Genomic DNA, 25,179 nt, shown 5'->3' on the forward strand with positions numbered 1-25,179 from the left:
ATGTCTGAACCCATCAAGATCGGCATCGGCGGACCGGTTGGCGCCGGCAAGACCCAGCTCGTGGAGCGGCTCACCCGGCACATGAGCCGCGAGATCTCCATGGCCGCCATCACCAACGACATCTACACCATCGAGGACGCCAAGATCCTGGCCGCTAACGGCATCCTGCCCGAGGACCGGATCATCGGCGTCGAAACCGGCGGCTGCCCGCACACCGCAATCCGCGAAGACACCTCCATGAACACCGCGGCCATCGAGGAGCTCAAGAAACGCCACCCGGACCTGCAGGTCATCTTCGTGGAGTCCGGCGGCGACAACCTCTCCGCCACGTTCAGCCCCGAGCTGGTCGATTTCTCGATCTACATCATCGACGTGGCCCAGGGCGAAAAGATCCCGCGCAAAGCAGGGCAGGGCATGATCAAGTCCGACCTCTTCATCATCAACAAGACCGACCTCGCCCCGCACGTCGGTGCCGACCTGTCGGTGATGGAACGGGACTCGCGCGAATTCCGCGGCAGCAAGCCGTTCTGCTTCACCAACCTCAAAACCGACGAAGGCCTCGACGCCGTCATCGACTGGGTGCGGCGCGACGTCCTGATGCTCGACCTGGCGCAATGACGTTCGTTGGGCTGGGTCCGTCGGCCCCGGTGGTCGAGCTTGTCGAGACCCAGGGATTTCGACAGGCTCAATCGCCGGCGACGGCTCAATCCCCGCCGATGGGCGAGCTTGAGTTGCGGGTCGAGATGCGCGGTAGCCGATCCATTGCCTCGCGGCAGTTCCATCAAGGCGCCTTGAGGGTCCTTCGGCCGCACTATCTGGATGAGAGCGGGCAGGTCTGCTACGTCGTGGTCAATCCTGGCGGGGCCTATCTTGGGGCTGACCTTTATGTCATCGACGTGGAGGTTGGGGACGGGGCCAAGCTGTTGCTGACCACTCAGTCCGCCACGAAGATTTACCGGACGCCGGGGTCGTTTGCGGAGCAGCGGATGACGCTGCGGCTGGGGGAGGAGGCTCGGTTGGAGCTGGCTCCGGACCAGCTGATCGCCTACCGTGAGGCCAGTTACCGGCAGAACACGCGCGTTACGCTGAAGCCGTCGTCGAGCCTGGTGATGGCTGAGGTGATCACGCCAGGGTGGTCGCCCGACGGTGCGTCGTTCCGGTACGAGGAACTGCGGCTCCGCACCGAGATCCATGTGGAGGCCGGCGGCGGCACGGAACTGCTGGCCCTGGACAACCTGCTGATCAGGCCGCCGCTCAACGACGTCACCGGGATGGGCTTCATGGAGGGCCGCAGCCACCTGGGTTCGCTCGTGGTGGTGGACAGGCGAGTGGACCAGGCGCTCGCCGACGAACTCCATGTGCTCACGGCCGGCCACGACGCCTATACCGGGGTGTCCCTCACAGCGTCACTCCGTGGAACCACCGGCCTCGTGCTGCGGTCCCTGTCCGATTCCACGGAAGAACTTAACCGGCTGCTGGGTGCCTGCACTGCGTTGCTGCGCGGACAATGGTACGGGCAGGCGCCCCTGGATCTGAGGAAGTACTGATGACGACGCTGCCCGGATTCGCCGCAATGTATCGGCAGCGCGAGGAGCTGCCGCTGAGGACCCGCATGCTTTTTGCCTTTGGTGCGGTGGCCGCGCTGCACCTTGCCGCCGTCGTGCTCCTGATCTCCGGGACGGCAGCGACGGGACAGCCGCTGGCACTGGGCCTGGTGCTCACCGCCTACCTGGCGGGCGTCAAGCACAGCTACGACTGGGACCACATCGCCGCGATCGACAACTCGACGCGGAAGTTCGTGGCCCAGAGGAAGGACCCTGTGAGCGTCGGCTTCGCCTTCAGCCTGGGACACAGCTCCGTGGTGATCCTGGCCGGTGCCCTGGTGGTGGGCGGTGCCGCCGTGGTGGGCCAGTTCATGGAGGACGGCACCACGGGGAACCTGGTGCTGGGACTGATCGGCAGCGGCGTCTCCGGAATGTTCCTGCTGGCCATGGGCCTGTTCAACGGCTCGGCGTTCCTGCAGGCCGCGCAGGCGTACCGGAACGTGCAGGGCGGCGGCGAAGTGCGGGACGGGGACCTCGAGGCCAAGGGATTCGTTGCACGCCTGCTGGCCAAGCCGCTGTCACGGGTGCAGCGGCCCCGGAACATTTACGTGATCGGCTTCCTGTTCGGGCTGGGTTTCGACACCGCAACCACCATCGGCCTGCTGGTGATGACGACGGCGGCGTCCCTCGCCGGGGTCTCCCCGCTGGCCCTCCTGGCGCTTCCGTTGTCGTTCACCGCGGCCATGACGCTCTTCGACACGACGAACGGCGTCGCCATGATGCGCATGTACCGGTCGGCCATCCACAATCCGCAACGGAAGCTTGGCTTCAACGCCCTGGTCACCGGCATCTCCGCCGTGTCCGCCCTGTTCATCTCCGCAATAACACTGGGCGGATTCCTCAAGGCGGCATTTGGCTTTGATGATCCCCTGACCACCTGGCTGGGCGAAGTGGACCTGGGTGACGCCGGGCTTCTCCTGGTCGCTGTGCTGCTGGCGGTGTGGGGTGCTGCGGCGCTGAAGGGGCGGGTAAAGGGCCGTTCGCAGACCGCCTAGCTGCAACGCTGGCGCCACCCCATGACGCGGGCCGGGCCGGGTGGCAGGATAGGACGCATGGAACTGCACATCACGGGGGACCCCGCCGCCGACAAACTGCTCAGCGATGACGCGTTTGCGCTGCTCACCGGCATGCTGCTTGACCAGCAGGTCACCATGGAGTCGGCGTTTGCCGGTCCCGAAAAAATCCGCACGCGCATCGGATCCATGGAACCCGCGGCGATCGCGGGGTACGACCCCCAGGGCTTCGTCGACGTATTCAAGGAGCGGCCGGCCGTGCACCGTTTCCCGGGATCGATGGCCGGACGGGTCCAGGCCCTCGCCGAGACCGTCCACAGTGAGTGGAACGGGGACGCCACGGCCATCTGGACGCAGGGTGATCCCGATGGCAAGGAAGTGCTGCGCAGGCTCAAGGCACTGCCCGGATTCGGCGAGCAAAAGGCGAAGATCTTCCTGGCGCTCCTCGGGAAGCAGTGTGGTCTCCAGGCGGAGGGCTGGCGCGAGGCCGCCGGTCACTACGGCCAGGAGGACTCCTTCCTGTCCGTCGCCGACATCGTGGATTCGCAATCGCTGAGCAAGGTGCGCGCCAGCAAGCAGGCCGCCAAGGCCGCTGCCAAGGCGGCCAAGACCGCCGGGGACTGACAACCCGGCCCGAGCAAGCCCTACTGCGTGGAAGGCGGATACCGTGAGTGAGCAGCCAGCAGGTAAGTTCGCCTCCCTCTGGGCGGCCACCAGTGCATCCACGAGCTACGCAGCCCTCAGCGCGGATCTCGACGTCGATGTGGCCGTGATCGGTGGCGGCATCGCAGGGCTGACCGCTGCGCTGGCCCTGAAACGGGCCGGCCAGACGGTGGCCGTGCTGGAGGCGGCCCGGGTGGGCACCGGAGTCACCGGCAACACCACCGGTAAGGTCACCTCCCTGCATCGGCTCGCCTACACGGAACTTGCCGGCCGGCACGGTGCCGAGGCGGCCCGCATCTACGGACAGGCGAACGAAGCCGCGATTCAGCATGTGGCCGGCACGGTGGCGGAAGAAGGCATCGACTGCGGCTTCCGGCGGGTGTCCAACTACTCCTACGCCGAATCGGAGGCCACGCTCGATCTGGTCCGGGAGGAAGCGGCTCTGGCCGCGAGGCTCGGACTCCCCGCGTCCTTCACCACCGAAGTGCCGCTGCCCTTCGCCGTCAAGGGGGCGGTCCGGTTCGACGGCCAGGCGCAGATCCACGCGCTCAGATACGTGCAGGGCCTGGCCCGCGCCGTGGACGGAGATGGCAGTTTTGTCTTCGAGGAGTCGCCTGCCACGGGATTCCGGGACGGGTCGCCGGCAGTGGCCGAGACCGAACGGGGCTCGGTCCGGGCCCGGGAGATCATTGTGGCGACGAATATGCCGATCGAGGACAGGGGAATCTTTGACGAGCGGTGCTACCTGCACCGCTCGTACATCGTTGCCGCCCGCAGCGACCTTCCCCCAGTGGATTCCACATTCCTCAGCGTTGACGAGCCGATGCGCTCCATCCTGAGCATGGACCTCGATGGCACCAGTTACGTCCTTACCGGCGGCGAAGGCCACCCCGCGTCGGAGCGCAGCGACTCGGCCGAACGGTACCGGAGGCTCAGCTCCTTTGCCCGTGACCGCCTGGGCACCGACGAGATCGTCTTCCGCTGGTCAACCCAGGACGCCATGCCTGCCGACGGGCTGCCTTTCGTCGGGCCGATGTCTCCGGAATCCCGGCACATTCACGTGATCACCGGGCTGCGCAAATGGGGCCTGACCAACGGCACCGCGGCAGCCCTGATCCTCCGCGACACGCTGTGCGGCCGGGACAACCCGTGGGCGGCAGTGTTTGACAGCACGCGGAGCGTCCGCGACGCGCGTGCGGCGCAGGCAGAAGGTGCGCAGGCGGACAGCGCGCAAGCAGAGGGTGAGCCAGCAGAGTCCGGGCAGGCTCCGGCGCCGCAGGAGGCGCCTGCGGTCCCGCTCGTTCTCGCTCCGGGCGAGGGGCAGGTGGTGGACGTGGACGGGGCAAAGACCGCCGTCTACCTCAGTCCGGCCGGCAACGTCAGCGCCGTGTCGGCCGTCTGTACACATTTGGGCTGCACCGTGGAATTCAACCCGGCAGACGTGACCTGGGACTGCCCTTGCCACGGTTCCCGGTTCAGCACCGACGGCACCGTCATCCAGGGCCCGGCCGTGCTGGACCTCGCACCCAGCGCGGCACCGCCGGACCTTAGCTGAGCTCCGCCCGCTGCGGCGTTACTTGTCCTTAGCTACGCCAACTTCGCCCGGAGTCCGCCGATGATCACGTCCAGGCCGAAGTCGAAGGCGTGCCCGCCCCGTTCCTCCGATGGCCCGGCATTGCCGAGGGCGCGCCTGAGCGTGGGGTAGCCCGCCGCAGGCGGGTCCCAAACAACGTCCGGTGCCGCCAGGTCCAGGGCCGCGCCGAGGGCGAAGCTGTCGATCGTGGAGATGGCCGCCACCACGTCCCGGCCCCGGAATCCCGCCGCCTCCAGGGACAACGCCAGGTCCTCGTAGAGGCCGATGACGTCCGGATCAGTGATCGTCTGCAGGACCAGCAGCGGCGCCAGCCGCGGGTGGCGCACGAATGCGTCCCGGTAGGCGCGGATCAGGACCCGCAGGGCAGCCTCCCAGTCGCTGTGATCTACCGGCGGATACGGTATTTCGGTGATGATCCGGTGCCGCAGGAGCTCCAGGATCTCGTCCCTGCCACTGACGTGGTTGTAGATGGAGGACTGGCTGACGCCGATCTTCTTCGCCAGTTTCGGGAAGCTGAAGTCGCCGCTCTCATCAACCAGCTCCAAGGCGGCGGTGGTGAGGGCCTCCACGGATATCAGCGGGAGGAGCGGGCGCCCCATGGGTTCTCCTGACTGCAGCTCTTGTACGTGTTGCCCAGCCTAGTCGGCGGGCCTTCGCGGCGCCGTTTTGGGAAACCTGTTTCGGGCAAACCATTGTGCTCTGCGCCACACGCCTCCATAATAAACGAAAGCCTTTCGTTTAGTAGGGCTCCTGAGAAAGGACGGACTTGTGCCGGATACCCAAACCAGACCACCGACGTCGTCCGCGGACGGCTCCCTTAAGCGCAATGCCCTGGGCACGGGCGGCATTGCCTTCCTCGTCATCTCGGCCGCAGCCCCGCTCACTGTCATGGCGGGCGTGGCGCCCGTAGCCATCGGAGTGGGCGGCATCGGCGCCCCGGCCGGCTACCTCCTGGCCGGCATCGTGCTCACCCTCTTTGCCATCGGCTTCATGGCCATGACCCGCCACGTCAAGGCATCCGGCGGCTTTTACACGTACATTTCGCTGGCCATGGGCAAGACCGTGGGACTGGCTTCAGCCATCCTGGCCATCGTCTCCTACAACTGCCTCCAGATCGGCGTCTATGGTCTCTTCGCGGTCCAGACCCACGACATGTTCAAGGTGCTGTTCGGACTCGAGGTGCCGTGGCCGGCCATCGCGCTCGCCGCAGTCGCAGCCGTCTGGTTTCTCGGCTACCGCGGAATCGACGTCGGCGCGAAGGTGCTCGGCGTGCTCCTGGTGGCCGAAACCGGCATCCTTGCCGTGATGGGAGTGGGCATCCTCGGCAGCGGCGGAGCGAGTGGGATCAGCATGGGCTCCTTCAGTCCGGAGCACGCATTCGGCCCGGGCGTCCTGGCGATCCTCGGCATCTGCTTCGCCGCCTTCATGGGCTTCGAGTCCACGGTCCTGTACCGTTCGGAGGCCCGCAATCCGGACAGATCCGTGCCGCGGGCCATGTACATCGCCGTCGGCTTCATGTCCGTGTTCTACGCCTTCATCGTCTGGACCGTTGTCCAGGCTTACGGCGAGGACCGCGCCGTGGAGGCCGCGGGTGAACTGGCCAGCGGGATGTTCTTCCAGACCATCAACCACTACGTGGGCCCGTGGGCCGAAGTGGTGATGTACGTCCTGATCGTCACCAGCGTCTACGCCTCGCAACTGGCCTTCCACAACGCCATCAACCGCTACGTCTACATGCTGGCCCGTGACGGCGTGCTGCCCGCCTTCCTCGGCCGTACCCATCCCAAGTTCCAGTCCCCGCACCGCGCCGGCCAGCTGCAGACAGTCCTGGCCGCGGTGGTCATCACCATCTGTGCAGTCCTCAACGCCGATCCCTACCAGCAGCTGCTGATCTGGGTGAACACGCCCGGTATTTTCGGCATCGTAGGGCTCCAGGGACTGGTTTCGGTTGCGGCCTTCCTTTACCTGCGCCGGAATCCCGCCGCGGTGACCCGGAAACTCATGGTTCCGCTCAGCCTGGCCTCTGCGATCCTGCTCTTCGGCGTGGTGCTGCTGATCGGCGTGAACATCGAGCTGCTCACGTTCGCCGACGCACTGACCAACACCATCCTCATCCTGGTGACACCCATCGTCTTCATCGCCGGGCTCCTGGCCGCCCGCTGGGTGCGCCGTCACCGGCCGGAAACCTTCGCCCAGATTGGAAGCTTCGAAACCCATGAATCCTGATTTGATCATCCTGGCCGACACCGTCCACACGATGGAGGGCCGCTTGCTCAGGGGCCACGCGCCGCAGGCTGTGGCGGTCCAGAACGGGGTGGTTGCCGCCGTCGGAACCCGTTCGGAGGCAGAGAACTGGGCTGCCGCGGAGGTCATCGACTTCGGTGCCGCCGCGCTGACTCCCGGCCTGGTGGATTGCCATATGCACCCGGTCTTCGGACTGGAGCTGACGCGCGGCTGCGACCTGTCCGGCGCCAGGGACCTAGCTGAGGTGCGCGCACTGTTGCGCGCCGAAGCGGCAGCGACAGCGCAGGGGGATTGGGTGCGAGGTTGGGGTCTGGACCCCAATGTGTTCGGATCCGCCGCCGCCCACCGCGAGCTGATTGACGACGTCGTCTCCGGACGGCCGTGCCTCATCCGTCTGTTCGACGGGCATTCGGCGCTGGCCAGTTCCGGGGCACTTGAACTGGCGGGGGTCACCGGGCCGCGCGAGTTCGACCAGGCGTCGGAAGTAGTGTGCGACGGCAGCGGCAGGCCCACGGGACTCCTGCTGGAGGCTGCTGCCATGGAACTCGTGACGCGCGTGATGCCTGCGGAATCCTTCGATGAGCGGAAGGCGAGGCTGGCGCAACTCTTCACGCGGTTCTCCAGGGCCGGGCTGACGGGCGCGCATGTGATGGACTGCGGGGACGGCTCGCTGGAGCTCTACCGGGCCCTCGAAGAAGACATGGATGGAGGCCTTCCGCTGCGCCTGCGGATCTCGCCGTGGTGCATGCCCGGCAGCGGCGAGGAGGACTGGCGCCGGCTCGCGGAACAGATCGGCGTGGGTGGACGGCGCTGGGATGTGGCCGGCATCAAGCTGTTCGTGGACGGTACGGTGGACAACGGCACGGCCTGGCTGTTTGAACCCGATTCGCATGGGGAGTCGGTGGCCCCCTTCTGGCCCCGCCCGGAGGAGTACGCGGCGGCGGTGCGCTTTTTCGCCAGCCTCGGGATTCCCACGGCCACGCACGCGATCGGTGACGCGGGAGTGGCCGCAGTTCTGGACGCCTTCGAGGCCGTGCCTCAAGGGGGGCCAACCGCCGTGCACCGGATCGAACACCTCGAAACCGTCCCGGACGCCCTCATCGGGAGGTTCTCCCGGGCAGGCCTGGTGGCCAGCATGCAACCGACGCACTGCACCCACTACTCCCGCGCCGACCAGACGGACAACTGGTCAACCCGGCTGGGAGCGGAACGGGCGAACAGGGCCTGGCGCTGCGGTGACCTTCGCGCCGCGGGTGTCACCCTCGGGCTGGGATCCGACTGGCCGATTGCCCCGTTTGAACCATTGCCCATTTTGGCGGACGCGCAACTACGACGGCGGGCAGGCCAACCGGGCGACCAGCCGGTACTGCCGGCCCAGGCCCTCACGGCACGGCAGGCGCTCGAAGGGTATACCTCGCACGCTGCCAAGGCTGCGGGGGAGTGGGCCGTCTCCGGCTCCGTCACGGTGGGCAAGCGAGCGGATTTCACGGTGTTTGATATGGATCCGCTGACGGTTGCCCCGGACGACCTGGCGGCGGCACAAGTGTTGGCGACGTTCGTGGACGGACGCGTGCAGCACATGACGGTGGGTGCTGCACGGCAGGCATGACCCTGGGGTGCGGCACCCACCGGCTGCTGCGTTAGGCGACGACGGCGGCGGGGGCGGACGCCTGTTCCGGCAGGTCCGCGAGCAGCTCATCAGCCGTGGGCGGGTTCGCACCGGGCCGGCGGACCGTGATGGCGGCTGCCTTCGATGCCGTGCGCCCGAGCGTCTCCAGCACGGCGGGTGCAAGGCCGTCCGTTCCGCGGGCCAGCAGGCCGTAGATCAACGCCGACATGTAGGAGTCTCCGGCGCCGATGGTGTCAGCCACCACCGACCTGACGGCCGGGATGTTCAGCTGCGTGGCCGGGGTGGCCAGCAGGGAGCCCTCGGAGCCGCAGGTGACCACCGCCAGCCCCGCGCCGAGTTCCAGGATCCGCGCCGCGGTGGCCTCGAGCTCAAGGCCCGGGTAGAGCCATCGGGCGTCCTCATCGCTGAGCTTGACCACATCGGTCAGCGGGACCAGGTCCTCGAAGATTGACCGGGCCTCGGACTGGCTTCCCAGGAGCGCGGGCCGGATGTTGGGATCGTACGTGACCAGGCACTCGCGGTGAGACTGCTCGAGAAGTTCCTTGACCGCGGCGGCGCCCGGGGCCAGGAATGTGGCGATCGAGCCGGTGTGGAGCACCTTGGGGAGGAAGGCCGGAGCCACTGGCAGGAGCTCCCAGCTGATATCGAAGTCGTACCGTGCGGAGCCGTCGGCCGCCAGGGTGGCCGTTGCGGAGGCGGTGCGGCCCTGCGATTTCGAACCGTGGAGGAGTTCGACGCCGGCGCCGGCCAGGTGCGCCTCAATCGCGGCACCGCGGTCGTCGTCGCCGATCGACGTCAGGAGGGCGGCGCCGACGCCGAGGCGTCCCAGCCCGTAGGCGACGTTCATCGGCGATCCGCCCGGGTGCTCCACGGCGCCGCCGGATGTGGCGACGATGTCGGTGAGCGCCTCGCCGATGACGATGACGTCAGGGTGGGCCGCTGGAGTGCTGGAGTGGGTCTTGAGCATGGAGGGCCTTTCATGGGGCCGTCCGCGGACCTGTTGCTGCAGGCCCGCGGACGGAGTGTTGGGGAAAGCGGTGATTCGCCGGCTCAGGCGGTGGCGGCACCGGTCATGATCGCCACGGCGTCGGTCATGCTGTGTGACTGCGGGGTGATGGTGGCGGCGCACTTGCCGAGGCGCTGGATGTGGATCCGGTCGGCCACGTCGAACACATGCGGCATGTTGTGGCTGATCAGGATCACCGGCAGGCCCCTGTCGCGGAGGTCACGGACCAGCTGCAGGACTTGGTTCGATTCCCGCACGCCAAGCGCCGCCGTCGGCTCGTCCAGCACAACCACCTTGGATCCGAACGCCGCTGCGCGGGCGACTGCCACGGCCTGGCGCTGGCCGCCCGACAGGTTTTCCACCGGCACAGTGACGTCCTGGAGGGTGGAGATCCCCAGCCGGGTCAGCTCCTCCTTGGCCTTGCGGCGCATGCCCTTGGTGTCGAGGACCCGGAAGATCTTTCCCAGCGGGCCCGGAACACGCTCCTCCCGGCCGAGGAACAGGTTGGAGGCCACGTCCAGGGCCGGTGACACGGCAAGGTTCTGGTAGACCGTTTCGATGCCGTGCGCACGGGCGTCCTGCGGGCGCTTGAAGTGGACCGGCTGGCCGGAGACCTTCAGTTCACCGGAGTCCGGGATCTCGGCACCGGTGAGGCACTTGATGAGCGTGGATTTTCCGGCCCCGTTGTCGCCGATGACTGCCAGCACTTCGCCGGGGTACAGGTCCAGGCTGACACCGTCCAGGCCCACGACACGGCCGAAGGTCTTGACGAGGTTCCTGGCCTGCAGGATCGGCTGGCGGACCTCGGTGCTGGCCGGCTGGAATTCTGTGGCGGTCATGATTTCACCTTTCGGATCCACTGGTCGATGGACACAGCGAGGATGATGAGGACGCCCACGGCGAGGGTCTGGTACAGCACGTCGAGACCGGCCAAGGACAGCCCGTTCCGGAACACGCCGACGATCAGCGCGCCCAAGAGCGATCCCCAGACGGAGCCGCGGCCGCCAAAGAGGCTGGTTCCGCCAATCACGACGGCGGTGATGGAGTCGAGGTTCAGGTCCACACCGGCGTTGGGGCTGGCTGCGTTCGTGCGGCCGATCTGGATCCACGCACCGATGGCGAGCACCGCTCCGGCTGCGAGGTAGACGCTCATGAGGACGCGGTTCACCGGGATGCCGGCGAGGCGGGCGGCTTCCTTGTCATCGCCCACCGCGTAGACGTGCCTGCCCCAAGCGGTCTTGCCGAGGATGAACGCGACCGCGATGTAGAGCAGCAGCATCATGACGACGCCGGTGGAGATGCGGACCGGTCCGACGGGGAAAGTGCTTCCGGTCCAGGTGAGGAGGTCCGGCATGCTCGAGCCACGGACGGTCGAGCCGCCGGAGTAGAGCAGGGTCAGTGCGATGAAGATGTTCAGTGTGCCGAGCGTGACGATGAACGGAGGGAGCCGGAACCTGGTGACCAGGAAGCCGTTCATTGCGCCGGCCGCGAGCCCGACGACGAGCCCGAGGAGCAGCGCCAGTGGCGCCGGTGCGCCGTTGCCGGTGGCGAGCTGCGCCACCACCATGGAAGCGAGGATCATGACGGCGCCCACCGAGAGATCGATGCCGGCGGTGAGGATGATGAGGGTCTGGGCGATGGCGAGGGTTCCGACCACCGAGACCTGCTGGGTGATCAGGGACAGGTTCTCGACCCGCAGGAATCTGTCGTTGAGCAGTCCGAACACCACGACCGCGACGAGCAGGACGATGGCGGGGCTGAGGGCCGGGTAGCGGTGGAGTATGTTGCGGATCCGGCTGAGCGGGGTTTGGCGGTCGAGGAATTCCTCGGCCAGGTCAGCATGCCCTGTGGCGGGCGGGCCTGCGGTTTGTTGCTGGGTCACGGTGGCTCCTGAACTTTGAGGTTCTGGTGGGGTGGGGCCGCGGGAAGTGCGCCTTCGGCACTTCCCGCGGCACGGGGTTCAAAGCTGGCTACTTGCCCCAGCAGATCTTGGCGGCTTCGGCCGTCGTGATGCTCTTGACGCCATCGGCGGCCTTGTCCGTGACGAGCTCGACGCCGGTGTTGAAGAAGTCCAGTCCCTCGGAGTTGGACGGCTTTTGGCCGGTCTTCGCGAGGTCAACGATGGCCTTGACACCCAACTCGGCCATCTTGACCGGGTACTGCTGGGCGGTCGCGCCGATGACGCCGGACTTGACGTTGTTGACGCCGGCGCAGCCGCCGTCAACGGAGACCACCAGCACGTCCTTCTCCTTGCCGGCGGACTTCAGTGCCTCGAACGCGCCGGCCGCGGCGGGCTCGTTGATCGTGTAGACGACGTTGACGTTCGGGTTCTTGGCGAGGAGGGTCTCCATGGCGGTGCGGCCGCCGTCTTCGGCGCCCTGGGTCGCCTGGCTGCCGACGATCTCGTACTCGCCGCCCTTGCCGCCCGTGTACTTGCCGGTCTTGGCTTCGTCGCCGTTCTTCTTCGCATCCGCGGTGTCGATGCCGAGGCCGGTCAGGAAGCCCTGGTCGCGGTTGTAGTCAACCGAGACCACCTTGTCGTCGAACAGGTCCAGCAGGGCGATGGTGGCCTTCTTTCCGCCGAGCTGCGCGGCCGTCCATTTGCCGATAAGCTCGCCGGCCGCGAAGTTATCGGTGGCGAACGTGATGTCTGCGGCGTCTGCGGGGTCCGGCGGAGTGTCGAGGGCAATCACGAAGAGTCCGGCGTCCTTGGCCTTCTTGAGGGCATCCACCACCGAGGGGCCGTTGGGCGTGATCAGGATGCCCTTATCGCCCTTGGAAATGGCATTCTCGATGGCTTGGATCTGGGTCTCTTCGTCGCCGTCTGCCTTGCCGGCCGCGAGTTTGAGGTCCACGCCGCCGGTTTCGGCGGCCTTCTTGGCCCCATCCTGCATGGAAACGAAGAAGGGGTTGGACGTGGTTTTCACGATGAGGGAAACGCCGACCTTCTCGGAGGACGAGCCTCCCGTGGACGAGGTGGCGGTGGAACTTCCGCCGCAGGCAGTCAGGCTGAGCGTGCCAAGGGTCAGGACTGCGCCGATGGCAAGCAGGCGGTTGGCGGCTGTCCGCGGGGCTTTGGAACTCAACATTGAATCTCCTGGTTTCGAGGCACTTCCCGTGCCTGACAACGATGTCATGCATCATGTAATCAACGTCACAGGGTAGAGTCAAGAGAAATTGGATGATGAAGGACGCAATCATGACAACGATGTCTAATCGTTACCAGGCCGATGCGGCGAAGAACCGGCCCACTATGCGCCACGTCGCGGCCCTCGCCGGGGTGGGCATCAAGACCGTCTCTCGGGTGATGAACGATGAGGCCGGCGTTTCGGAGGCCACCCGGAAGCGTGTCCTCAGCGCCTCCCAGCAGCTCAATTACCAGCTGGACATGGCGGCCGGGAGCCTGCGCCGCTCCGGCCGGCAGACCCTGTCGATCGGGCTGCTGCTGCCCAGTGTGGCCAACCCGTTCAGCTCCGAGATCCACCGGGCCTTGGAAGACACGCTTGCGGCCCGCGGGATAGCGGTCTTCGCCGCCAGCCTCGACGACGACCCCGAGCGTGAGAAGGCCCTGGTCGCCGCCTTCCTGGGCAGGCGGGTTGACGGCCTCGTCCTGACGCCCATCGCCAAGAGCCAGTCCTACGTCATCCCGGAGCATTCACGGGACCTGCCCATGGTGTTCATCGACCGGGAGCCGGTGGGCATCGAGGCCGACGCCGTGGTGACGGACAATGCCGTCGGGGCCGCCAAGGCCGCCGCCCATCTGATCGCCCACGGCCACACCAAACTTGCCTACCTGGGTGACCGCGCGGACATCCAGACGGCCCGCGAACGCAAGCGCGGTTTTGTGGAGGAGCTGGGGCGTGCGGGCATCGCGACGTCCGCGGTGCCGGTGATCGAGGGGCTCCACGACGAGGAGTCTGCGCGCCAGGCCGCCCTTGGCCTGCTCCGGTCCGAGGACCCGCCGACCGCTGTCTTCTCCAGCCAGAACCTTGTCACGTTCGGTGCCATGCGCGCCCTCAAGGAACTCGGTGCCAGCAGGCGGGTGGCCCTCGTGGGGTTCGACGACTTCACGCTGGCGGACATGATGGACCCGGGCATCACCGTTATTGCTCAGCATCCGGAGCGAATCGGGAAGCTCGCCGCCGAGCGCCTGCTGGCCAGGATCGACGGCGACGACAGCGCGCCGCAGACGTACGTGGTCCCTTCGGAACTCATCGAGCGCGGATCCGGAGAACTCCGCCCGCTGTGACCACCCCGCACGATTTCAACACGCCAATTCAACGCCCACCGAACCTCAAGAGGGGAAAACCATGGCCAAGACGCTCTATGCCGAATTTACAGTGAAGCCCGGCAGTGAAGACCGGGTTGCGGAAATGATGCGCGAACTGACGGAACATGTCAGGCGCGAGCCGGGGAACCAGCTGTTTCTGCCCTACACGCGGGAATCCAATCCCCGTGAGTACTTTGTTTTCGAAGTGTACGAGGACGATGCCGCCTTTGAGGAGCACATCAGCGCCGACTACGGCGCCCGCTTCAACGGGGAACTGCGCGACCACATCGAGGAAGACGGCTCTGTGCTGACGTGGCTTCACCCGGTCAGCTAAGTCAGCCGGTCAGCAAAGTCAGCCGGTTGGCTGCGCCAGCGGGTCCGCAAAGTGCAGCGGGGCGGGGACTTCCAGTCCCCGCCCCGCTGCTGTGTGCAGCCCTTGGTTGCTGCCGCGCCGCCTAACCCCTGTTGTTCTTGACTGTGCCCGTCTCCGCAACGAACATCGACTGCGTCAACGGCTTGGCGGTGATGGACTTCAGCTGCGCTGTGCCGCCTTCGGCGAAGAGCGCGACCTGGCTGGCACCCAGTTCGGGGAAGACCTGATCCGTGATGGTTCGCAGGCCGTTCTGGGCGAAGACCTCCACGGAGGACCGGTCGACGTAGATGCTCAGCGTCACGTTACCGAAGGCATCGGGCGTCACCGGGGCCGAGTCCACCGAGGTGAACAGCGGATGGAAGGCCGTGTTGCCGGACTTCGTCCGGTCCACATACAGCTTGCCCGCTGCCTTGTCGTAGCCGATGACGGTCGAGGAATTCCCGTTCCCGAGCACCGTGATGCCGCTCTTCGCCGCGGTGCCGGGAGCGAAGGTCACATCGATTTTCTGGACCTGGCCCCAAGCAGCCGACGGCAGCACGTGGGTTCCCGGAGTGATGCTCCTGGTCCGCTTTTCGGTGTAGCTGCTCCTCTTTGCAAGGCTGCTCACCTGCTGGGCGGGCTTCTGGACCAGCCGGGGACCGGCGGCGGTCTGGGTCAGCCCCACCTGGCGGGGCAGGGACATGGCACTGCGCCACGGCGAGGTGGGAATGGCGTTGGCGTAGTCCCAGTTGTTCATCCAGCCCAACATGATGCGCTCATCGGCTGGCATGTTGCCGAACGATACAGAGGCGTAGTAGTCCCTGCCGTAGTCCAGCCAGTCATAGGTCTCAAGGCGCGGCGTCGCCGGACGGGAGGACGCGACAAACTCGTCGGCGAGAATGTGGCCCCAGCCGAAACGGTTGTTGTCCACCACGCGGATGCTGGCCTGCCGCCCCTTGAATTCCGAGACATTCCAGGACGTCCAGTCGAGGACTTCACTGTTGGCGCCCGTGGCTGTCCGGACCACTTTCCCGTCGACTACGAGGTTGACCGTGGTTTCGTCGGAACGCGGCACGGCGGCCTGGTCCGTCAGCATCACGTGATCGAGCGTCAGGTGTCCCCACCCGCCGGTGGCCTGGTCAACGATCCGCAGTTGTGCTTGCTGCCCGGCAAACTCAGACACGTCCCAGCCTTTCCAGTTGAGGGCGCCGGAGTCGTCGCCTGCCAAGGTGCGCACCACGTTGCCGTTCACAACCAGCTGGGCCTCCAGCAGCTGGCCTGACGTCCCGTCCCGGTGTCCGCCTCCCACCAGCATGCTCATGAAGTTCCGGGACACAGTGAACGACGGCGAGGTCACGGTTCCCTGCCTGTCGTCGCCGGGAGCGCCGCCCGTTTCAAACGTGTTGATGCGTTTGGCTCCGATGTAGAAGTCGCCGCCTGCGGTGGCGGGCTGGAAAGTGGGGGCCAGGTCCCCGGTGCCGGTCCAGCCGGCGTTGGCCAGGGTGGTTCCGTCCGGGACCTCAAAGCCGGCGAACAGCAGATCGCCGGGAGGCGGTGTGTTGTCCAGCTTGTCCGAGACCCGGGGATGCTGCCCGCCGCCGACGAGGAAGTTGAGGTAATCGCTCCCCACGGTGAACGCAGGCGAGTTCAGGGAGCCCACGGGCCAGTCGCCGTCGTTAAATGAATTGATGAGTCCGGCGCCTGCAAAACCGGTGACGGCGTTCTGCCCCGGAAGTGTCCCGGCGGCGGGGGCGTCCCCGAACGGTCCGTTTTTCGGGTTGCCCGGCTCGTTGTTCACCGTCCAGCCGTTGAACGTGCCGTCATTAAAACCGGCGAGGGGAGTACCGGCGGGCAGCGTGCCGCTCGCCTTGGTGGTCTCCGAGGTGAAGGTGGTGCCGTCGAAGTCCCCCACGAAGTATTGTCCGGCCGAGCCACCGGCTACGCCGCCGGGGTTGATGTTGACCACCATGACCCACTTGACGTTGGCCGGATCGCCGTCGACTGCCAAGGGGAAGAGGTCCGGGCATTCCCAGAGTCCGCCCGTGGCGTTCGCGGGTCCGAATTCGCTCAGGGCCGTCCAGTCCTTGAGGTTGCCGGATTTGTACAGCAGCACCTTGTGTTCGGTGGCTTCAACGGCAGCCATCACCCAGTATCCGCCGCCTCCGGGGGCGGCGTACCAGAAAACCTTGGGGTCGCGGAAGTTCGCGGAATTGCGGTTGAGTACCGGGTTGGCGCTGTACTTGGTCCAGGTCTGGCCCTCGTCCAGGCTGTAAGCCAGGGATTGCGCCTGGAGGCCTCTGTACGGGGAAGCGTCCTTGTAGGCGCTGGTGAAGATTGCCACCATGGGTGGCTTTTCTGCCGTGCCGAAGCCCGACGTGTTGTCCTTGTCCACCACCACGCTGCCGGAAAAGATGTCCTGCTGGTCGTCGGTGGCAATGGCCAGTGGCTGTTCCTTCCAGTGTGTGAGGTCCGTGGAGGTGGCATGGCCCCATGACATGTTGCCCCACGTGTTGCCGGAGGGATTGTGCTGGTAGTACAGGTGATAGAGGCCGTTGTGGTAGACCATCCCGTTGGGATCGTTCATCCAGTTCTGCTTCGGTGTGAAGTGGACGGCCGGCCGGTACTGCTCGTCGCCCACCGTCCCGGCCGCCGAGGCCGGTCCTGTCCCGGCCAGCACGGCGGCCAGGCCGAGACCTGCCAGAGCCAGTGTGGAACAGACCTGTATTTTTCGTGATTTTCTGCTGCTCATTTCGCTGAGGTCGCCCTTCATTGCGCGTGCCTTTCCCTTAGACAACGTTGTCAGTGTGAGGAACGCTAAGTTAAGTCCACGAGACAAGTCAACGGATCCTAGGGTACGTATTCGACACTGCGTGCGCGCCCTTGCCTTGGACATCGTTGTCTGCGGGGGCAGGGCGGTGCCAGATAGCCCTCAGGCGCCTTGTTAGGCTGGGAAGCATGAAACTACGTCTCCCTGCCCTGGCCATGGTTCCCGCGATGCTTCTTCTGGCTGGCTGTGGCCAGGCGGAGGAAGCGGTGCAGAACGCGGCGAGCTCCGCCGCCTCCGGCGTTGCGAACGCTGCGGCCGAACAGGTGAAGGGCCAGATCTGCGCGCTGCTGGAGGACGGCCTGGTCAGTGCCTCGGACAAGGCGGCGCTGACCGGGCTCGTGGCAGGTGCCGAGACGTCAGGCGTTCCGTCCGAGATTACGGATCCGCTGGCGGAGATAGCCGAGGCCGGCGACCAGGTCCCCAACGAGTCGGTGAAGCAGCTGCAGCAGGCCTGCGCCGCGGGTTAACGCCCCGGGTGGCCTTCACGGGGCAAACGCCCTGCAATAATCGGAACCAACAGTTGCCCGGGGCTGAAAAGTGGCCGGCCGCAACGGGAGCACTGTAAGTTTGGGCCGATCACAGCAGACGAGGCGGACATCAATGAAGGCTTCCAGCCAGCAGCAAGCGCCAACTTCCGGAACACCGGCAGAACCTTCCGGCACCCCCGTCAACCCCGAGCTGCTGCGCTGGCTCGCGGACGCGAACGGTGTAGGCACCACCTACCAGGGCTGGGACGGTAACCCGCACGACGTTGCACCCGCCACCCTGATCCGCGTCCTGGCGGCCCTGGGGGTCCCGGCGCACACCGATCAGCTCATCGAGACTGCCCTGGCTGAAGCGGAACTGGCGCCGTGGCGGCGGATGCTGCCGCCCGCCGTCGTGGTTCAGGAAGGGACGCCGTCCCAGGTGCCGGTCCACGTCCGGGACGGCTCAGCTGTCCGCGTGAGCGTCATTACCGAGGATGGCCGAAAGCTTGAAGCCGGGCGGCAGGACGCCTGGGTGGAACCGCGCGAGGTGGATGGCGTGACCATCGGCCGGGCCACGTTCGACGTACCGGCCAACACAGGCCTGGGATGGCATACGCTGCGCGCAGAGTCGGAGGGCACAGTGGCGGAGGCCACCCTCGTGGTGGTGCCGTCCAGGCTCTCCACGGCTGGGCCGCTTGAGGAACGCCGCGGCTGGGGCCTGGCCACCCAGTTGTATTCGGTGCGCTCCGAGCGGTCCTGGGGAGTGGGTGACTTCGCCGATCTCGCCGAGCTTGCCGCACTCGCCGGTGCCCGCGGGGCTGACTACGTGCTGGTGAATCCCCTGCACGCGGCGGATCCCGTGCCACCTGTGGAGCCCTCGCCGTATTCACCGTCCACACGGCGTTTCTTCAACCCGCTGTATCTCCGCGTCGAGGCGATTCCGGAGCTTGCGTACCTGAAACCGAAGAAGCAGGCTGTCATCCGCGGTCTCATGAAGCAGGCGCGGAAACTGAACAAGGACACCACCCGGCTGGACCGGGACACGGCGTACGCGGCGAAGCTGGCCGCGCTGGAGCTGGTGCACGGAGTGCGCCGTTCCCCGTCCCGGCAGCGCGCCTTCGAGGACTTCTGCCGCACGGCGGGAACCGGGCTGCAGGACTTCGCCCTGTGGTGCGCGATCCGTGAGGATATCGACGCGGACGATCCCTTCTGGACCGATCCTGCCGCGGCACTCGGCTCGCCCCTCGTGGAGAAGCTCCGGAACGAGCTGGCGGACCGGATCGAATTCCACTGCTGGCTGCAGTGGCTCTGCGATGAGCAGCTCGAATCCGCGCAGGCGGCCGCCAAGCGTGCCGGCATGCGGCTCGGTGTGGTGCATGACCTTGCCGTCGGCGTGGACCTGCAGAGCTCGGATGCGTGGACGCTGAAGGATGTCCTCGCCTCCGGCGTGAGCGTGGGGGCGCCCCCCGACATGTACAACCAGCTGGGGCAGGACTGGCACCAGCCGCCGTGGCATCCCACACGCCTCGCCGAGGCCGGCTACCGTCCCTTCCGGGAGATGCTGGCAACGATTCTCCGGCATTCGGGCGGCATCAGGGTGGACCACATCCTGGGCTTCTTCCGCCTCTGGTGGGTGCCGGCCGGAAACTCCGCCGGGGACGGTGCTTATGTCCGGTTCGACCACGACGCCCTGATCGGGATTCTGGCACTCGAGGCACAGCGCGCAGGCGCTGTGGTGATCGGAGAGGACCTGGGCACGTTTGAGCCGTGGGTCCGCGACTACCTGGCCGCGCGCGGCATCCTGGGCACCTCCATCCTGTGGTTCGAGAGCGACGGCGATGCTCCGCTTGCGCCGGAAAAGTACCGCCTGCAGGCCCTCTCCAGCGTCAACACCCACGACCTCCCGCCGACAGCGGGCTACCTCGCCGGAGACCACGTGACCCTTCGCAGCGGGCTGGGCCTCCTGGAGCGGCCCGCGGAGGAGGAACGGCTCGAGCACAACGCCACGCTTGAGAAGATGATGCAGCTGCTGCGGCAGCGCGGGCTTCTTCCGGCCGACGATGCCGGCACCGAGGAGGAACGGATCGAGGCACTGCACCGTTTGCTGGCCCAGACGCCGTCCGTGCTGCTCGGCGTCGCACTGGTTGACGCGGTAGGGGAGCGCAGGGTGCAGAACCAGCCGGGGACAACGTCAGCCCAGTACCCCAACTGGCAGGTGCCCCTGGCCAATTCCGACGGTGATTCCGTGCTGCTCGACAGCCTGGACGAGAACGAGCGGTTCAACGCCCTCTTAGCCGCGGTCGAGGAGTCGATCCGCGGCTAAGCAACGGGCAGCACGGACTCATCCGGCCGTGATCACATGCGTGCTGTGGCTATACCGGAAGGTGACCTGGCCGCCGTCGTGGTTCAGGACGATGTTCGTGCCGTTCCGCGCCCCGCCCTGGCCGTAGTTCTCGTCCCAGGAACCGTTGATGGCTGCCTTGAATTCGTACCTGCCGGCGGGCAGGTCGGCGGTCAGCTTCCAGATGCTGTCGGCCGGATCCAGCGCCATGAACGCCGACGTGCACGCCGGCTGCCAGTCGCCGGGGCAGCCCATCTCGTCGTTCAGGTCGCCCGCAACGGTGACGGACTGTGGCAGGGGAACGGCGGCCGTCCCCACGACGACGGTCCGCACGCCGCTGACCACGCTGACGCCGGAACCGCTCATCGTCGCCCGGTAGCCCACCCTGGTCCCGTCCGGGAGCTTCAGGGCCGCTATGTCGTCCCGCACGGTGTAGTCGGGTGAGGAGTCATCCGCCACACCGATTGGCGTCCATTCCCCGCCGGCAATCCTCCGTTCGAAGCCCACCTCGTGGCTGGCCTTTTCCGGGTCCGCCGTGGCCACGACCGCCACGTTCCCTTGGACCGTGCTGCCCTCCTTTGGCTCCTGGATGGTCAGGGTGGGGGCCGGGACCGAGGCGGTGCGGGTGCGACTGACAGATGTGTGGCCTGAGTTGTCGAGCGCCACTGCCCGGTACTTTAGCGCCGTCCCTGGATTGAGTGCGGCCACGTCGTGGAAGACCCGATAAGGCGCGGTGTCGTCGGTGCCGATGGATTCCCATTTCCCTCCGGCCGTCTGGGCCTGGAAGGTGACCTGGTAGAAGGACGTGCCGTCGACGTCGGCCGTTACCTGCATTCGCCCGTTGTCGCCAGCAGCGGTGGCGGTGGCGGCAGCTGGGGCGGGCGCTTGCAGTGTGATGCCCGGGGCCTGCTTTGAGTGGGGAATCCGACCGGAGGACTGGTAGACGATTGCCGACAGCGGGGGCACGGTCACGGTCAGCGTGCCGTCCGCCGAGCTCTTCGATTCCGCCGCGGCGTCGCCGTAGAGAAGCGTGTAGTTGCGCTTTGCGATGTACGTGGGGATGGACGCCGTCCGGGGCTGCTCGCTGTTGTTCAGAGCCACTACGTATTCGCGCTGGTCCTTGGCGTCCGTGCGGGAGAAGGCGTAGATGCCCGGGCCATCGGATGCGTAGCGGTGCTGATGCGCGCCGTTCCGCAGGGCGGGGTGGTCTTTGGTCAGCGTGGCGAGCTCGCTGATCTTGCCATACAGCGGGTGTGCGGTGTTGAAGTTGTCGGTCGCATGGGTGGCGCCAGTGCCGAGCAGATCGTCGTCCAGGTATTCCGGCACCTTGCTGGCGAAAAGTGTCTGGCGGGCGTCCTGGTCTCCGCCCGGACCGGTGAAGCCCTGCTCGTCGCCGTAGTAGACCACCGGGTTTCCGCGCGAGAAGTACATCAGTTCGTGGGCGAGCTCGTCGCGGGACAGCCGTTCGGCGTCGTCAGCGTCCGGGTTGTCCGCGGAAATGAAGCTGCCGATCCTGCCCATGTCGTGGTTCCCCAGGAAGGTGGGCAGCTGATACACGTTGGAGTCTGCGTCCGTGTACCAGTCGTCCAGGGAAAAGAACGTCTCCAGCTGGCGGGCGTCCTGGCTGCGGGACGCGAAATTGCGGGCGGCGTCCTGGAACGGGAAGTCCAGCACGGCCTGCATCTTGTTGCGGGTGGTGAACTGCGACGTGAAGCTCTTGGAGGTGTCGAAGACCTCTCCGAACATGAAGAACTCGTCCTTGCCCTGCTGCTTCGCGTAACTGAGGACCTTCGGACCGAACTGCTGCCAGAACTCATCGTTCACGTGCTTCATGGTGTCGATCCGGAAACCGTCAACCCCGAAGTCCCTGATCCAGGTCTGGTAGACGTCCGTCATGCCCTTCACGACGGCGGGGTGCTCGGTGAACAGATCATCCAGGCCGAAGAAGTCGCCATAGTACGAATTTTCACCGGCGAAAGTGGTGTCCCCGCGGTTGTGATAGAGCGTGGGATCGTTGAGCCAGGCAGGCACCTTGAGGTTTTGCTCCGCGGGGTCCAGCACGGGTGTGTAAGGGAACGAGGTCTCTGCATCGAGCTGCGGGAAATCAGCCCTTCCTGCGTAGTCGCGGTCATCGAACTCCACCCCGGCCGCCGTGCGGTAAGGCGCCTTGTCCTTGGACACATAACCGGCGCGGGCGCCTTCCTCATAGCCAATGACGTCCGCCGTGTGGTTTGTGATGATGTCGAAGTACACCTTCATGCCGCGCGAGTGAGCCTCATCGATGAGTTCCTTGAGCTCGGCATTGGTGCCCAGGTGCGGATCGATCTGCGTGAAGTCCGTGACCCAGTACCCGTGGTAGCCGGCGGACTTGTCCTCCGGCTGCACCGCCTTGTTCTTGAAGCTGGGTGTCAGCCAGATTGACGTGGTGCCCAGCCCCTGGATGTAGTCGATCTTCTCCAGCAGCCCGTTCAGGTCGCCGCCGTTGTAGAAGCCTTTGCGCGTGGGGTCGAAGCCGGACACCATCGGATCCGGTCCCAGCCCGCCGTCGTCGTTGGCGGCATCGCCGTTACTGAACCTGTCCGCCATGACGAAGTAGAAATTCTCGTCTGTGACCGGTGCCCGCAGGGACTGAAGGGCCGACGACGGCTGGCTGCCCGATGACGACGCCGGATCCCTGGGGCCCGGTGCGGACTGGGCGGGAAGGGCGGCGCTTATGAGGGCCAGAACGGACGCAGCAGCCGCCGCGGTACGGGCGAGGCCGGAGACCCCGCGCGCGTGGTTGAGCATTGTGCGGGGGCGCATGAAGCGCTGGACAGGGTTGGAGGACATGGCTGAGAAACCTTCCGCGAAGCAACGCTGCTTATCCCGGCCCATCCGGGTAACGTGCGTGACGACCTGCCCAAGTCGCGCTGGAAGCCATCAGCTCCGGTGAGTAAGACATCACTGTAAAGACGATGACGGATGCTGTATTGGGTTTGTCGATTCGTTTTAGCTTGCCACAACCAGCGCCGTAGGGGAACCCACAACAAGCCTGTTGGCCAGGTCGCCCGGAAGCCCGGATTCGGCGTCGAGGCGGAAGGTGGTCACGTCGTGGGAGCGTTCGTGGGCGACATGAAGCCAGCCGTCCCGGACCAGGTGGTGGCGGGGCCAGTCGCCGCCGCTGGAAAAGTCCGTCATCGGGCGGAGCTGGCCCCGCGCGCCGTCGACGTCCAGCACACAGATTCGATTGGAACCGCGGATTCCCACGTAGGCGAACTTCCCGTTTGGCGACAGGGCAATTTCTGCCGCGGAGTCAGCTTCCCGGGCCTTGGCAGCGCATGCCGGGCCTTGGCTGACCAACTCGAACTGCCCGGTGCCGGATGCCGCCCGCGCCGCGAAGACCTCGATGGAGTACTCCGAGACGACGAAGACGGTGCCGTCCGGGTGCTGCACCAGATGGCGCGGGCCGCTGTCCTTGGGAAGCACCACTTCGTGATCCAGCACGAGTCCATGTCCGGCGACGTAGTTCCAGACGCGCAGCAGGTCATGGCCAAGGTCGGTGGTCATCATGCGGCCGTCGGCGAGCATGAGGCTGGCATGGGCGCGGCTGGGCCGTCCGCCGTCGTACGGGTCCGCTGACGGTGCCGCTGCGGAACGGCTTGTGATGCCGCCGTCGTTATCCAGTTCGTAGAGCAGTACCTGTCCGTCCCCCCAACAGGCAACGGCGATAAACCGGCCGCCGGGGTCGACGGCAACATGGCACGCCGCCTCTCCCGCGGGCCATGGCTCCCCCACGAGTTCCAGGCCGAACTCTCCACGCCGGCGAAAGGCCTGCACGGACTGCGCACTTTCACCGACGGCGTAGACCAGCGGCAGGGAAGGATGCACAGCAATGAACGACGGCGAATCCGCCTTGGCGGCGGTGCCCCGCCAGGTGAGGGTGCCGTCGGGTGCGGCTGCGATGGCGCCGATGCCGGCGCCGTGCCCGCCGTTGTCCGCCGTATACGAGCCGGTCCAGATGAGCAGGTGGTTTTCATGTGGCGTCATGGCTCCATCTTGCCAAGGACAGACCCTCCGCGTCCGATAACATGAAGATTCGCGGGCCCCGAAGCCCGCGCTTTGAGATTCAAGGGAGGTGGGAACCATTACCGCAATGCCAGTCTGGGTTCTCCCTGCCCGCCGTCCGGACCGCCGGGGTTAGTCGGTGCAGGGGATGCCCGTCGCTCAGCCGAAGGACATTCCGATGCCATTTGACCATCCCCCCCTCTCTGCCATCACTACCAGGCTTCGCGCCGCGGGCTGCGTTTATGCCGAAGAGGAAGCCGAGCTATTACTCGCCGCGCGCTTTACTCCCGGTCAGCTATCGGAAGCCGTTGATCAGCGGGTTTCCGGCTTTCCGCTGGAGCATATTCTGGGCTGGGCAGAGTTCTGCGGACTTCGAATCACGGTGGAACCCGGCGTTTTCGTGCCCCGCCGTCGTACGGAATTGCTGGTCCGTGAAGCAGCGGCGCTCCTGCAGGTGAAAACGTCTCCGATGGAGGCGGCCGGCGCCGTGGTCGTGGACCTTTGCTGCGGCTCGGGTGCTGTGGGTACTGCCCTTGCTGCGGTGGCAAAGGATATTGAGCTGCACGCTTCCGACGTCGATCCTGCCGCGGTGCGCTGTGCTCGAGGCAATATTGTTCCCGCTGGAGGAAACGTCCATGAAGGTGATCTTTACTCGGCACTCCCTCCGCGCCTCAGAGGACGGATAGACATCCTGGCGGCCAACGCGCCCTACGTGCCTACCGAGTCCATCAGCAGCATGCCCCACGAAGCCCGCGTCCACGAGTCCAGGCTGTCACTCGACGGGGGCCAGGACGGACTCGACATCCAGCGGAAGGTTGCTGCTGCAGCGCGCACGTGGCTCAAGTCGGGAGGCCATCTGCTCATCGAAACGAGCCGTCGCCAGGCTGACCTCACGGCAGCCACGGTGGCCCGGGGCGGGCTTACGCCTCGCATTGTGAGGTCCGATGACCTCGACGCCACAGTGGTCGTCGGGCTCCGGCCCTAGGACGCCACGTTGGTGATCGCCCTTATTTCCGCGTGTTTATGTGCGGTGGTGGTGGTTGCGGCGGGGTTTTTGGTGGGGGTCGATGTGGGGTGGCGGGATGAACCAGGGGATGCCGGATCGCATGTGGATGGTCCATTGT

The 25,179-nt window shown here is 66.2% G+C and carries 20 protein-coding genes; 12 read left to right on the forward strand and 8 right to left on the reverse strand.

All coding sequences use genetic code 11. The features are described from left to right. The 5 genes from ureG (at position 1) to AC3A3W_RS19000 (ending at position 4,835) form a co-directional block, all read left to right on the forward strand. Positions 1-618, forward strand: coding sequence for an urease accessory protein UreG (gene ureG, locus AC3A3W_RS18980; RefSeq protein ID WP_487444585.1), 618 nt, complete (start codon positions 1-3; stop codon positions 616-618). Between the two features lie 98 nt (positions 619-716). Further along, positions 717-1,547: an urease accessory protein UreD gene (locus AC3A3W_RS18985; RefSeq protein ID WP_487444622.1), complete on the forward strand. Its 831-nt coding sequence runs from the start codon at positions 717-719 to the stop codon at positions 1,545-1,547. Next, positions 1,547-2,599 carry a HoxN/HupN/NixA family nickel/cobalt transporter gene (locus tag AC3A3W_RS18990; RefSeq protein ID WP_487444586.1) on the forward strand — a complete coding sequence of 351 codons (1,053 nt, stop codon included), beginning with the start codon at positions 1,547-1,549 and terminating at the stop codon, positions 2,597-2,599. Before AC3A3W_RS18985 ends, AC3A3W_RS18990 begins: the two co-directional genes overlap by 1 nt. Before the next feature lie 57 nt (positions 2,600-2,656). Continuing rightward, positions 2,657-3,241: an HhH-GPD-type base excision DNA repair protein gene (locus AC3A3W_RS18995; protein ID WP_487444588.1), complete on the forward strand. Its 585-nt coding sequence runs from the start codon at positions 2,657-2,659 to the stop codon at positions 3,239-3,241. 43 nt (positions 3,242-3,284) lie between these two features. Then, a complete protein-coding gene (locus AC3A3W_RS19000; RefSeq protein WP_487444590.1) occupies positions 3,285-4,835 on the forward strand; it encodes an FAD-dependent oxidoreductase in 1,551 nt (516 codons plus the stop codon). A gap of 32 nt (positions 4,836-4,867) precedes the next feature. Here AC3A3W_RS19000 and AC3A3W_RS19005 read toward each other — a convergent pair whose 3' ends face one another. After that, the gene (locus AC3A3W_RS19005) at positions 4,868-5,473 is read right to left on the reverse strand and encodes a TetR/AcrR family transcriptional regulator (RefSeq protein WP_487444591.1); all 606 of its coding nucleotides are present in this window, start codon (positions 5,471-5,473) and stop codon (positions 4,868-4,870) included. A 169-nt stretch (positions 5,474-5,642) separates the two neighbouring features. Here AC3A3W_RS19005 and AC3A3W_RS19010 point away from each other — a divergent pair, with 169 nt between their 5' ends. Further along, positions 5,643-7,100 carry an APC family permease gene (locus tag AC3A3W_RS19010; RefSeq protein WP_487444592.1) on the forward strand — a complete coding sequence of 486 codons (1,458 nt, stop codon included), beginning with the start codon at positions 5,643-5,645 and terminating at the stop codon, positions 7,098-7,100. After that, positions 7,090-8,727 (forward strand): amidohydrolase, encoded by a 1,638-nt coding sequence (locus AC3A3W_RS19015; RefSeq protein ID WP_487444594.1) that lies wholly within the window; start codon positions 7,090-7,092, stop codon positions 8,725-8,727. The genes AC3A3W_RS19010 and AC3A3W_RS19015 overlap by 11 nt, the downstream gene beginning before the upstream one ends. Before the next feature lie 31 nt (positions 8,728-8,758). Here AC3A3W_RS19015 and AC3A3W_RS19020 read toward each other — a convergent pair whose 3' ends face one another. The 4 genes from AC3A3W_RS19020 to AC3A3W_RS19035 form a co-directional block, all read right to left on the reverse strand. After that, positions 8,759-9,715, reverse strand: coding sequence for a carbohydrate kinase family protein (locus AC3A3W_RS19020; RefSeq protein WP_487444595.1), 957 nt, complete (start codon positions 9,713-9,715; stop codon positions 8,759-8,761). A gap of 83 nt (positions 9,716-9,798) precedes the next feature. Continuing rightward, a complete protein-coding gene (locus tag AC3A3W_RS19025) occupies positions 9,799-10,593 on the reverse strand; it encodes an ATP-binding cassette domain-containing protein (protein WP_487444596.1) in 795 nt (264 codons plus the stop codon). After that, the gene (locus tag AC3A3W_RS19030) at positions 10,590-11,636 is read right to left on the reverse strand and encodes an ABC transporter permease (RefSeq protein WP_487444598.1); all 1,047 of its coding nucleotides are present in this window, start codon (positions 11,634-11,636) and stop codon (positions 10,590-10,592) included. The genes AC3A3W_RS19025 and AC3A3W_RS19030 overlap by 4 nt, the downstream gene beginning before the upstream one ends. Before the next feature lie 88 nt (positions 11,637-11,724). Then, complete coding sequence (locus AC3A3W_RS19035) at positions 11,725-12,843, reverse strand: substrate-binding domain-containing protein (RefSeq protein WP_487444599.1); 1,119 nt, start codon at positions 12,841-12,843, stop codon at positions 11,725-11,727. 164 nt (positions 12,844-13,007) lie between these two features. On the opposite strand from AC3A3W_RS19035, the gene AC3A3W_RS19040 reads away from it, so the two are divergent. Then, the gene (locus AC3A3W_RS19040) at positions 13,008-14,003 is read left to right on the forward strand and encodes a LacI family DNA-binding transcriptional regulator (RefSeq protein WP_487444623.1); all 996 of its coding nucleotides are present in this window, start codon (positions 13,008-13,010) and stop codon (positions 14,001-14,003) included. Between the two features lie 61 nt (positions 14,004-14,064). Then, positions 14,065-14,358, forward strand: a complete 294-nt coding sequence (locus AC3A3W_RS19045) for a putative quinol monooxygenase (RefSeq protein WP_487444600.1) — start codon at positions 14,065-14,067, stop codon at positions 14,356-14,358. 121 nt (positions 14,359-14,479) lie between these two features. On the opposite strand, the gene AC3A3W_RS19050 is transcribed toward AC3A3W_RS19045, so the two are convergent. Beyond that, complete coding sequence (locus AC3A3W_RS19050; RefSeq protein WP_487444602.1) at positions 14,480-17,146, reverse strand: GH32 C-terminal domain-containing protein; 2,667 nt, start codon at positions 17,144-17,146, stop codon at positions 14,480-14,482. A 185-nt stretch (positions 17,147-17,331) separates the two neighbouring features. On the opposite strand from AC3A3W_RS19050, the gene AC3A3W_RS19055 reads away from it, so the two are divergent. Together AC3A3W_RS19055 and malQ are read left to right on the forward strand one after the other, a co-directional pair. Further along, on the forward strand, positions 17,332-17,670 hold the full coding sequence (locus tag AC3A3W_RS19055) for a hypothetical protein (protein WP_487444604.1): 339 nt from the start codon (positions 17,332-17,334) through the stop codon (positions 17,668-17,670). Positions 17,671-17,803: 133 nt separating this feature from the next. Beyond that, positions 17,804-19,993 carry a 4-alpha-glucanotransferase gene (gene malQ, locus AC3A3W_RS19060; RefSeq protein ID WP_487444606.1) on the forward strand — a complete coding sequence of 730 codons (2,190 nt, stop codon included), beginning with the start codon at positions 17,804-17,806 and terminating at the stop codon, positions 19,991-19,993. An 18-nt stretch (positions 19,994-20,011) separates the two neighbouring features. On the opposite strand, the gene AC3A3W_RS19065 is transcribed toward malQ, so the two are convergent. Then, a complete protein-coding gene (locus AC3A3W_RS19065) occupies positions 20,012-22,798 on the reverse strand; it encodes an alpha-amylase family glycosyl hydrolase (RefSeq protein ID WP_487444624.1) in 2,787 nt (928 codons plus the stop codon). A 201-nt stretch (positions 22,799-22,999) separates the two neighbouring features. Continuing rightward, complete coding sequence (locus AC3A3W_RS19070) at positions 23,000-24,037, reverse strand: lactonase family protein (RefSeq protein WP_487444608.1); 1,038 nt, start codon at positions 24,035-24,037, stop codon at positions 23,000-23,002. Positions 24,038-24,233: 196 nt separating this feature from the next. Here AC3A3W_RS19070 and AC3A3W_RS19075 point away from each other — a divergent pair, with 196 nt between their 5' ends. Further along, on the forward strand, positions 24,234-25,040 hold the full coding sequence (locus AC3A3W_RS19075) for a putative protein N(5)-glutamine methyltransferase (protein WP_487444610.1): 807 nt from the start codon (positions 24,234-24,236) through the stop codon (positions 25,038-25,040). Positions 25,041-25,179 lie beyond the last annotated feature (139 nt).

It is taken from the genome of Arthrobacter sp. Soil_N43 (assembly GCF_057655195.1).

What these genes read in the sequence shown, in the direction of transcription:
- AC3A3W_RS18990 (WP_487444586.1), top strand. Translation starts at nt 1,547, where the DNA reads ATGACGACGCTGCCCGGATTCGCCGCAATGTATCGGCAGCGCGAGGAG.
- AC3A3W_RS19055 (WP_487444604.1), top strand. Translation starts at nt 17,332, where the DNA reads ATGAAACTACGTCTCCCTGCCCTGGCCATGGTTCCCGCGATGCTTCTT.
- AC3A3W_RS18985 (WP_487444622.1), top strand. Translation starts at nt 717, where the DNA reads ATGGGCGAGCTTGAGTTGCGGGTCGAGATGCGCGGTAGCCGATCCATT.
- AC3A3W_RS18995 (WP_487444588.1), top strand. Translation starts at nt 2,657, where the DNA reads ATGGAACTGCACATCACGGGGGACCCCGCCGCCGACAAACTGCTCAGC.
- AC3A3W_RS19075 (WP_487444610.1), top strand. Translation starts at nt 24,234, where the DNA reads ATGCCATTTGACCATCCCCCCCTCTCTGCCATCACTACCAGGCTTCGC.
- AC3A3W_RS19050 (WP_487444602.1), bottom strand. Translation starts at nt 17,146, where the DNA reads ATGAAGGGCGACCTCAGCGAAATGAGCAGCAGAAAATCACGAAAAATA.
- AC3A3W_RS19065 (WP_487444624.1), bottom strand. Translation starts at nt 22,798, where the DNA reads ATGCTCAACCACGCGCGCGGGGTCTCCGGCCTCGCCCGTACCGCGGCG.
- AC3A3W_RS19035 (WP_487444599.1), bottom strand. Translation starts at nt 12,843, where the DNA reads ATGTTGAGTTCCAAAGCCCCGCGGACAGCCGCCAACCGCCTGCTTGCC.
- AC3A3W_RS19005 (WP_487444591.1), bottom strand. Translation starts at nt 5,473, where the DNA reads ATGGGGCGCCCGCTCCTCCCGCTGATATCCGTGGAGGCCCTCACCACC.
- AC3A3W_RS19025 (WP_487444596.1), bottom strand. Translation starts at nt 10,593, where the DNA reads ATGACCGCCACAGAATTCCAGCCGGCCAGCACCGAGGTCCGCCAGCCG.
- AC3A3W_RS19045 (WP_487444600.1), top strand. Translation starts at nt 14,065, where the DNA reads ATGGCCAAGACGCTCTATGCCGAATTTACAGTGAAGCCCGGCAGTGAA.
- AC3A3W_RS19020 (WP_487444595.1), bottom strand. Translation starts at nt 9,715, where the DNA reads ATGCTCAAGACCCACTCCAGCACTCCAGCGGCCCACCCTGACGTCATC.
- AC3A3W_RS19015 (WP_487444594.1), top strand. Translation starts at nt 7,090, where the DNA reads ATGAATCCTGATTTGATCATCCTGGCCGACACCGTCCACACGATGGAG.
- ureG (WP_487444585.1), top strand. Translation starts at nt 1, where the DNA reads ATGTCTGAACCCATCAAGATCGGCATCGGCGGACCGGTTGGCGCCGGC.
- malQ (WP_487444606.1), top strand. Translation starts at nt 17,804, where the DNA reads ATGAAGGCTTCCAGCCAGCAGCAAGCGCCAACTTCCGGAACACCGGCA.
- AC3A3W_RS19070 (WP_487444608.1), bottom strand. Translation starts at nt 24,037, where the DNA reads ATGACGCCACATGAAAACCACCTGCTCATCTGGACCGGCTCGTATACG.
- AC3A3W_RS19040 (WP_487444623.1), top strand. Translation starts at nt 13,008, where the DNA reads ATGCGCCACGTCGCGGCCCTCGCCGGGGTGGGCATCAAGACCGTCTCT.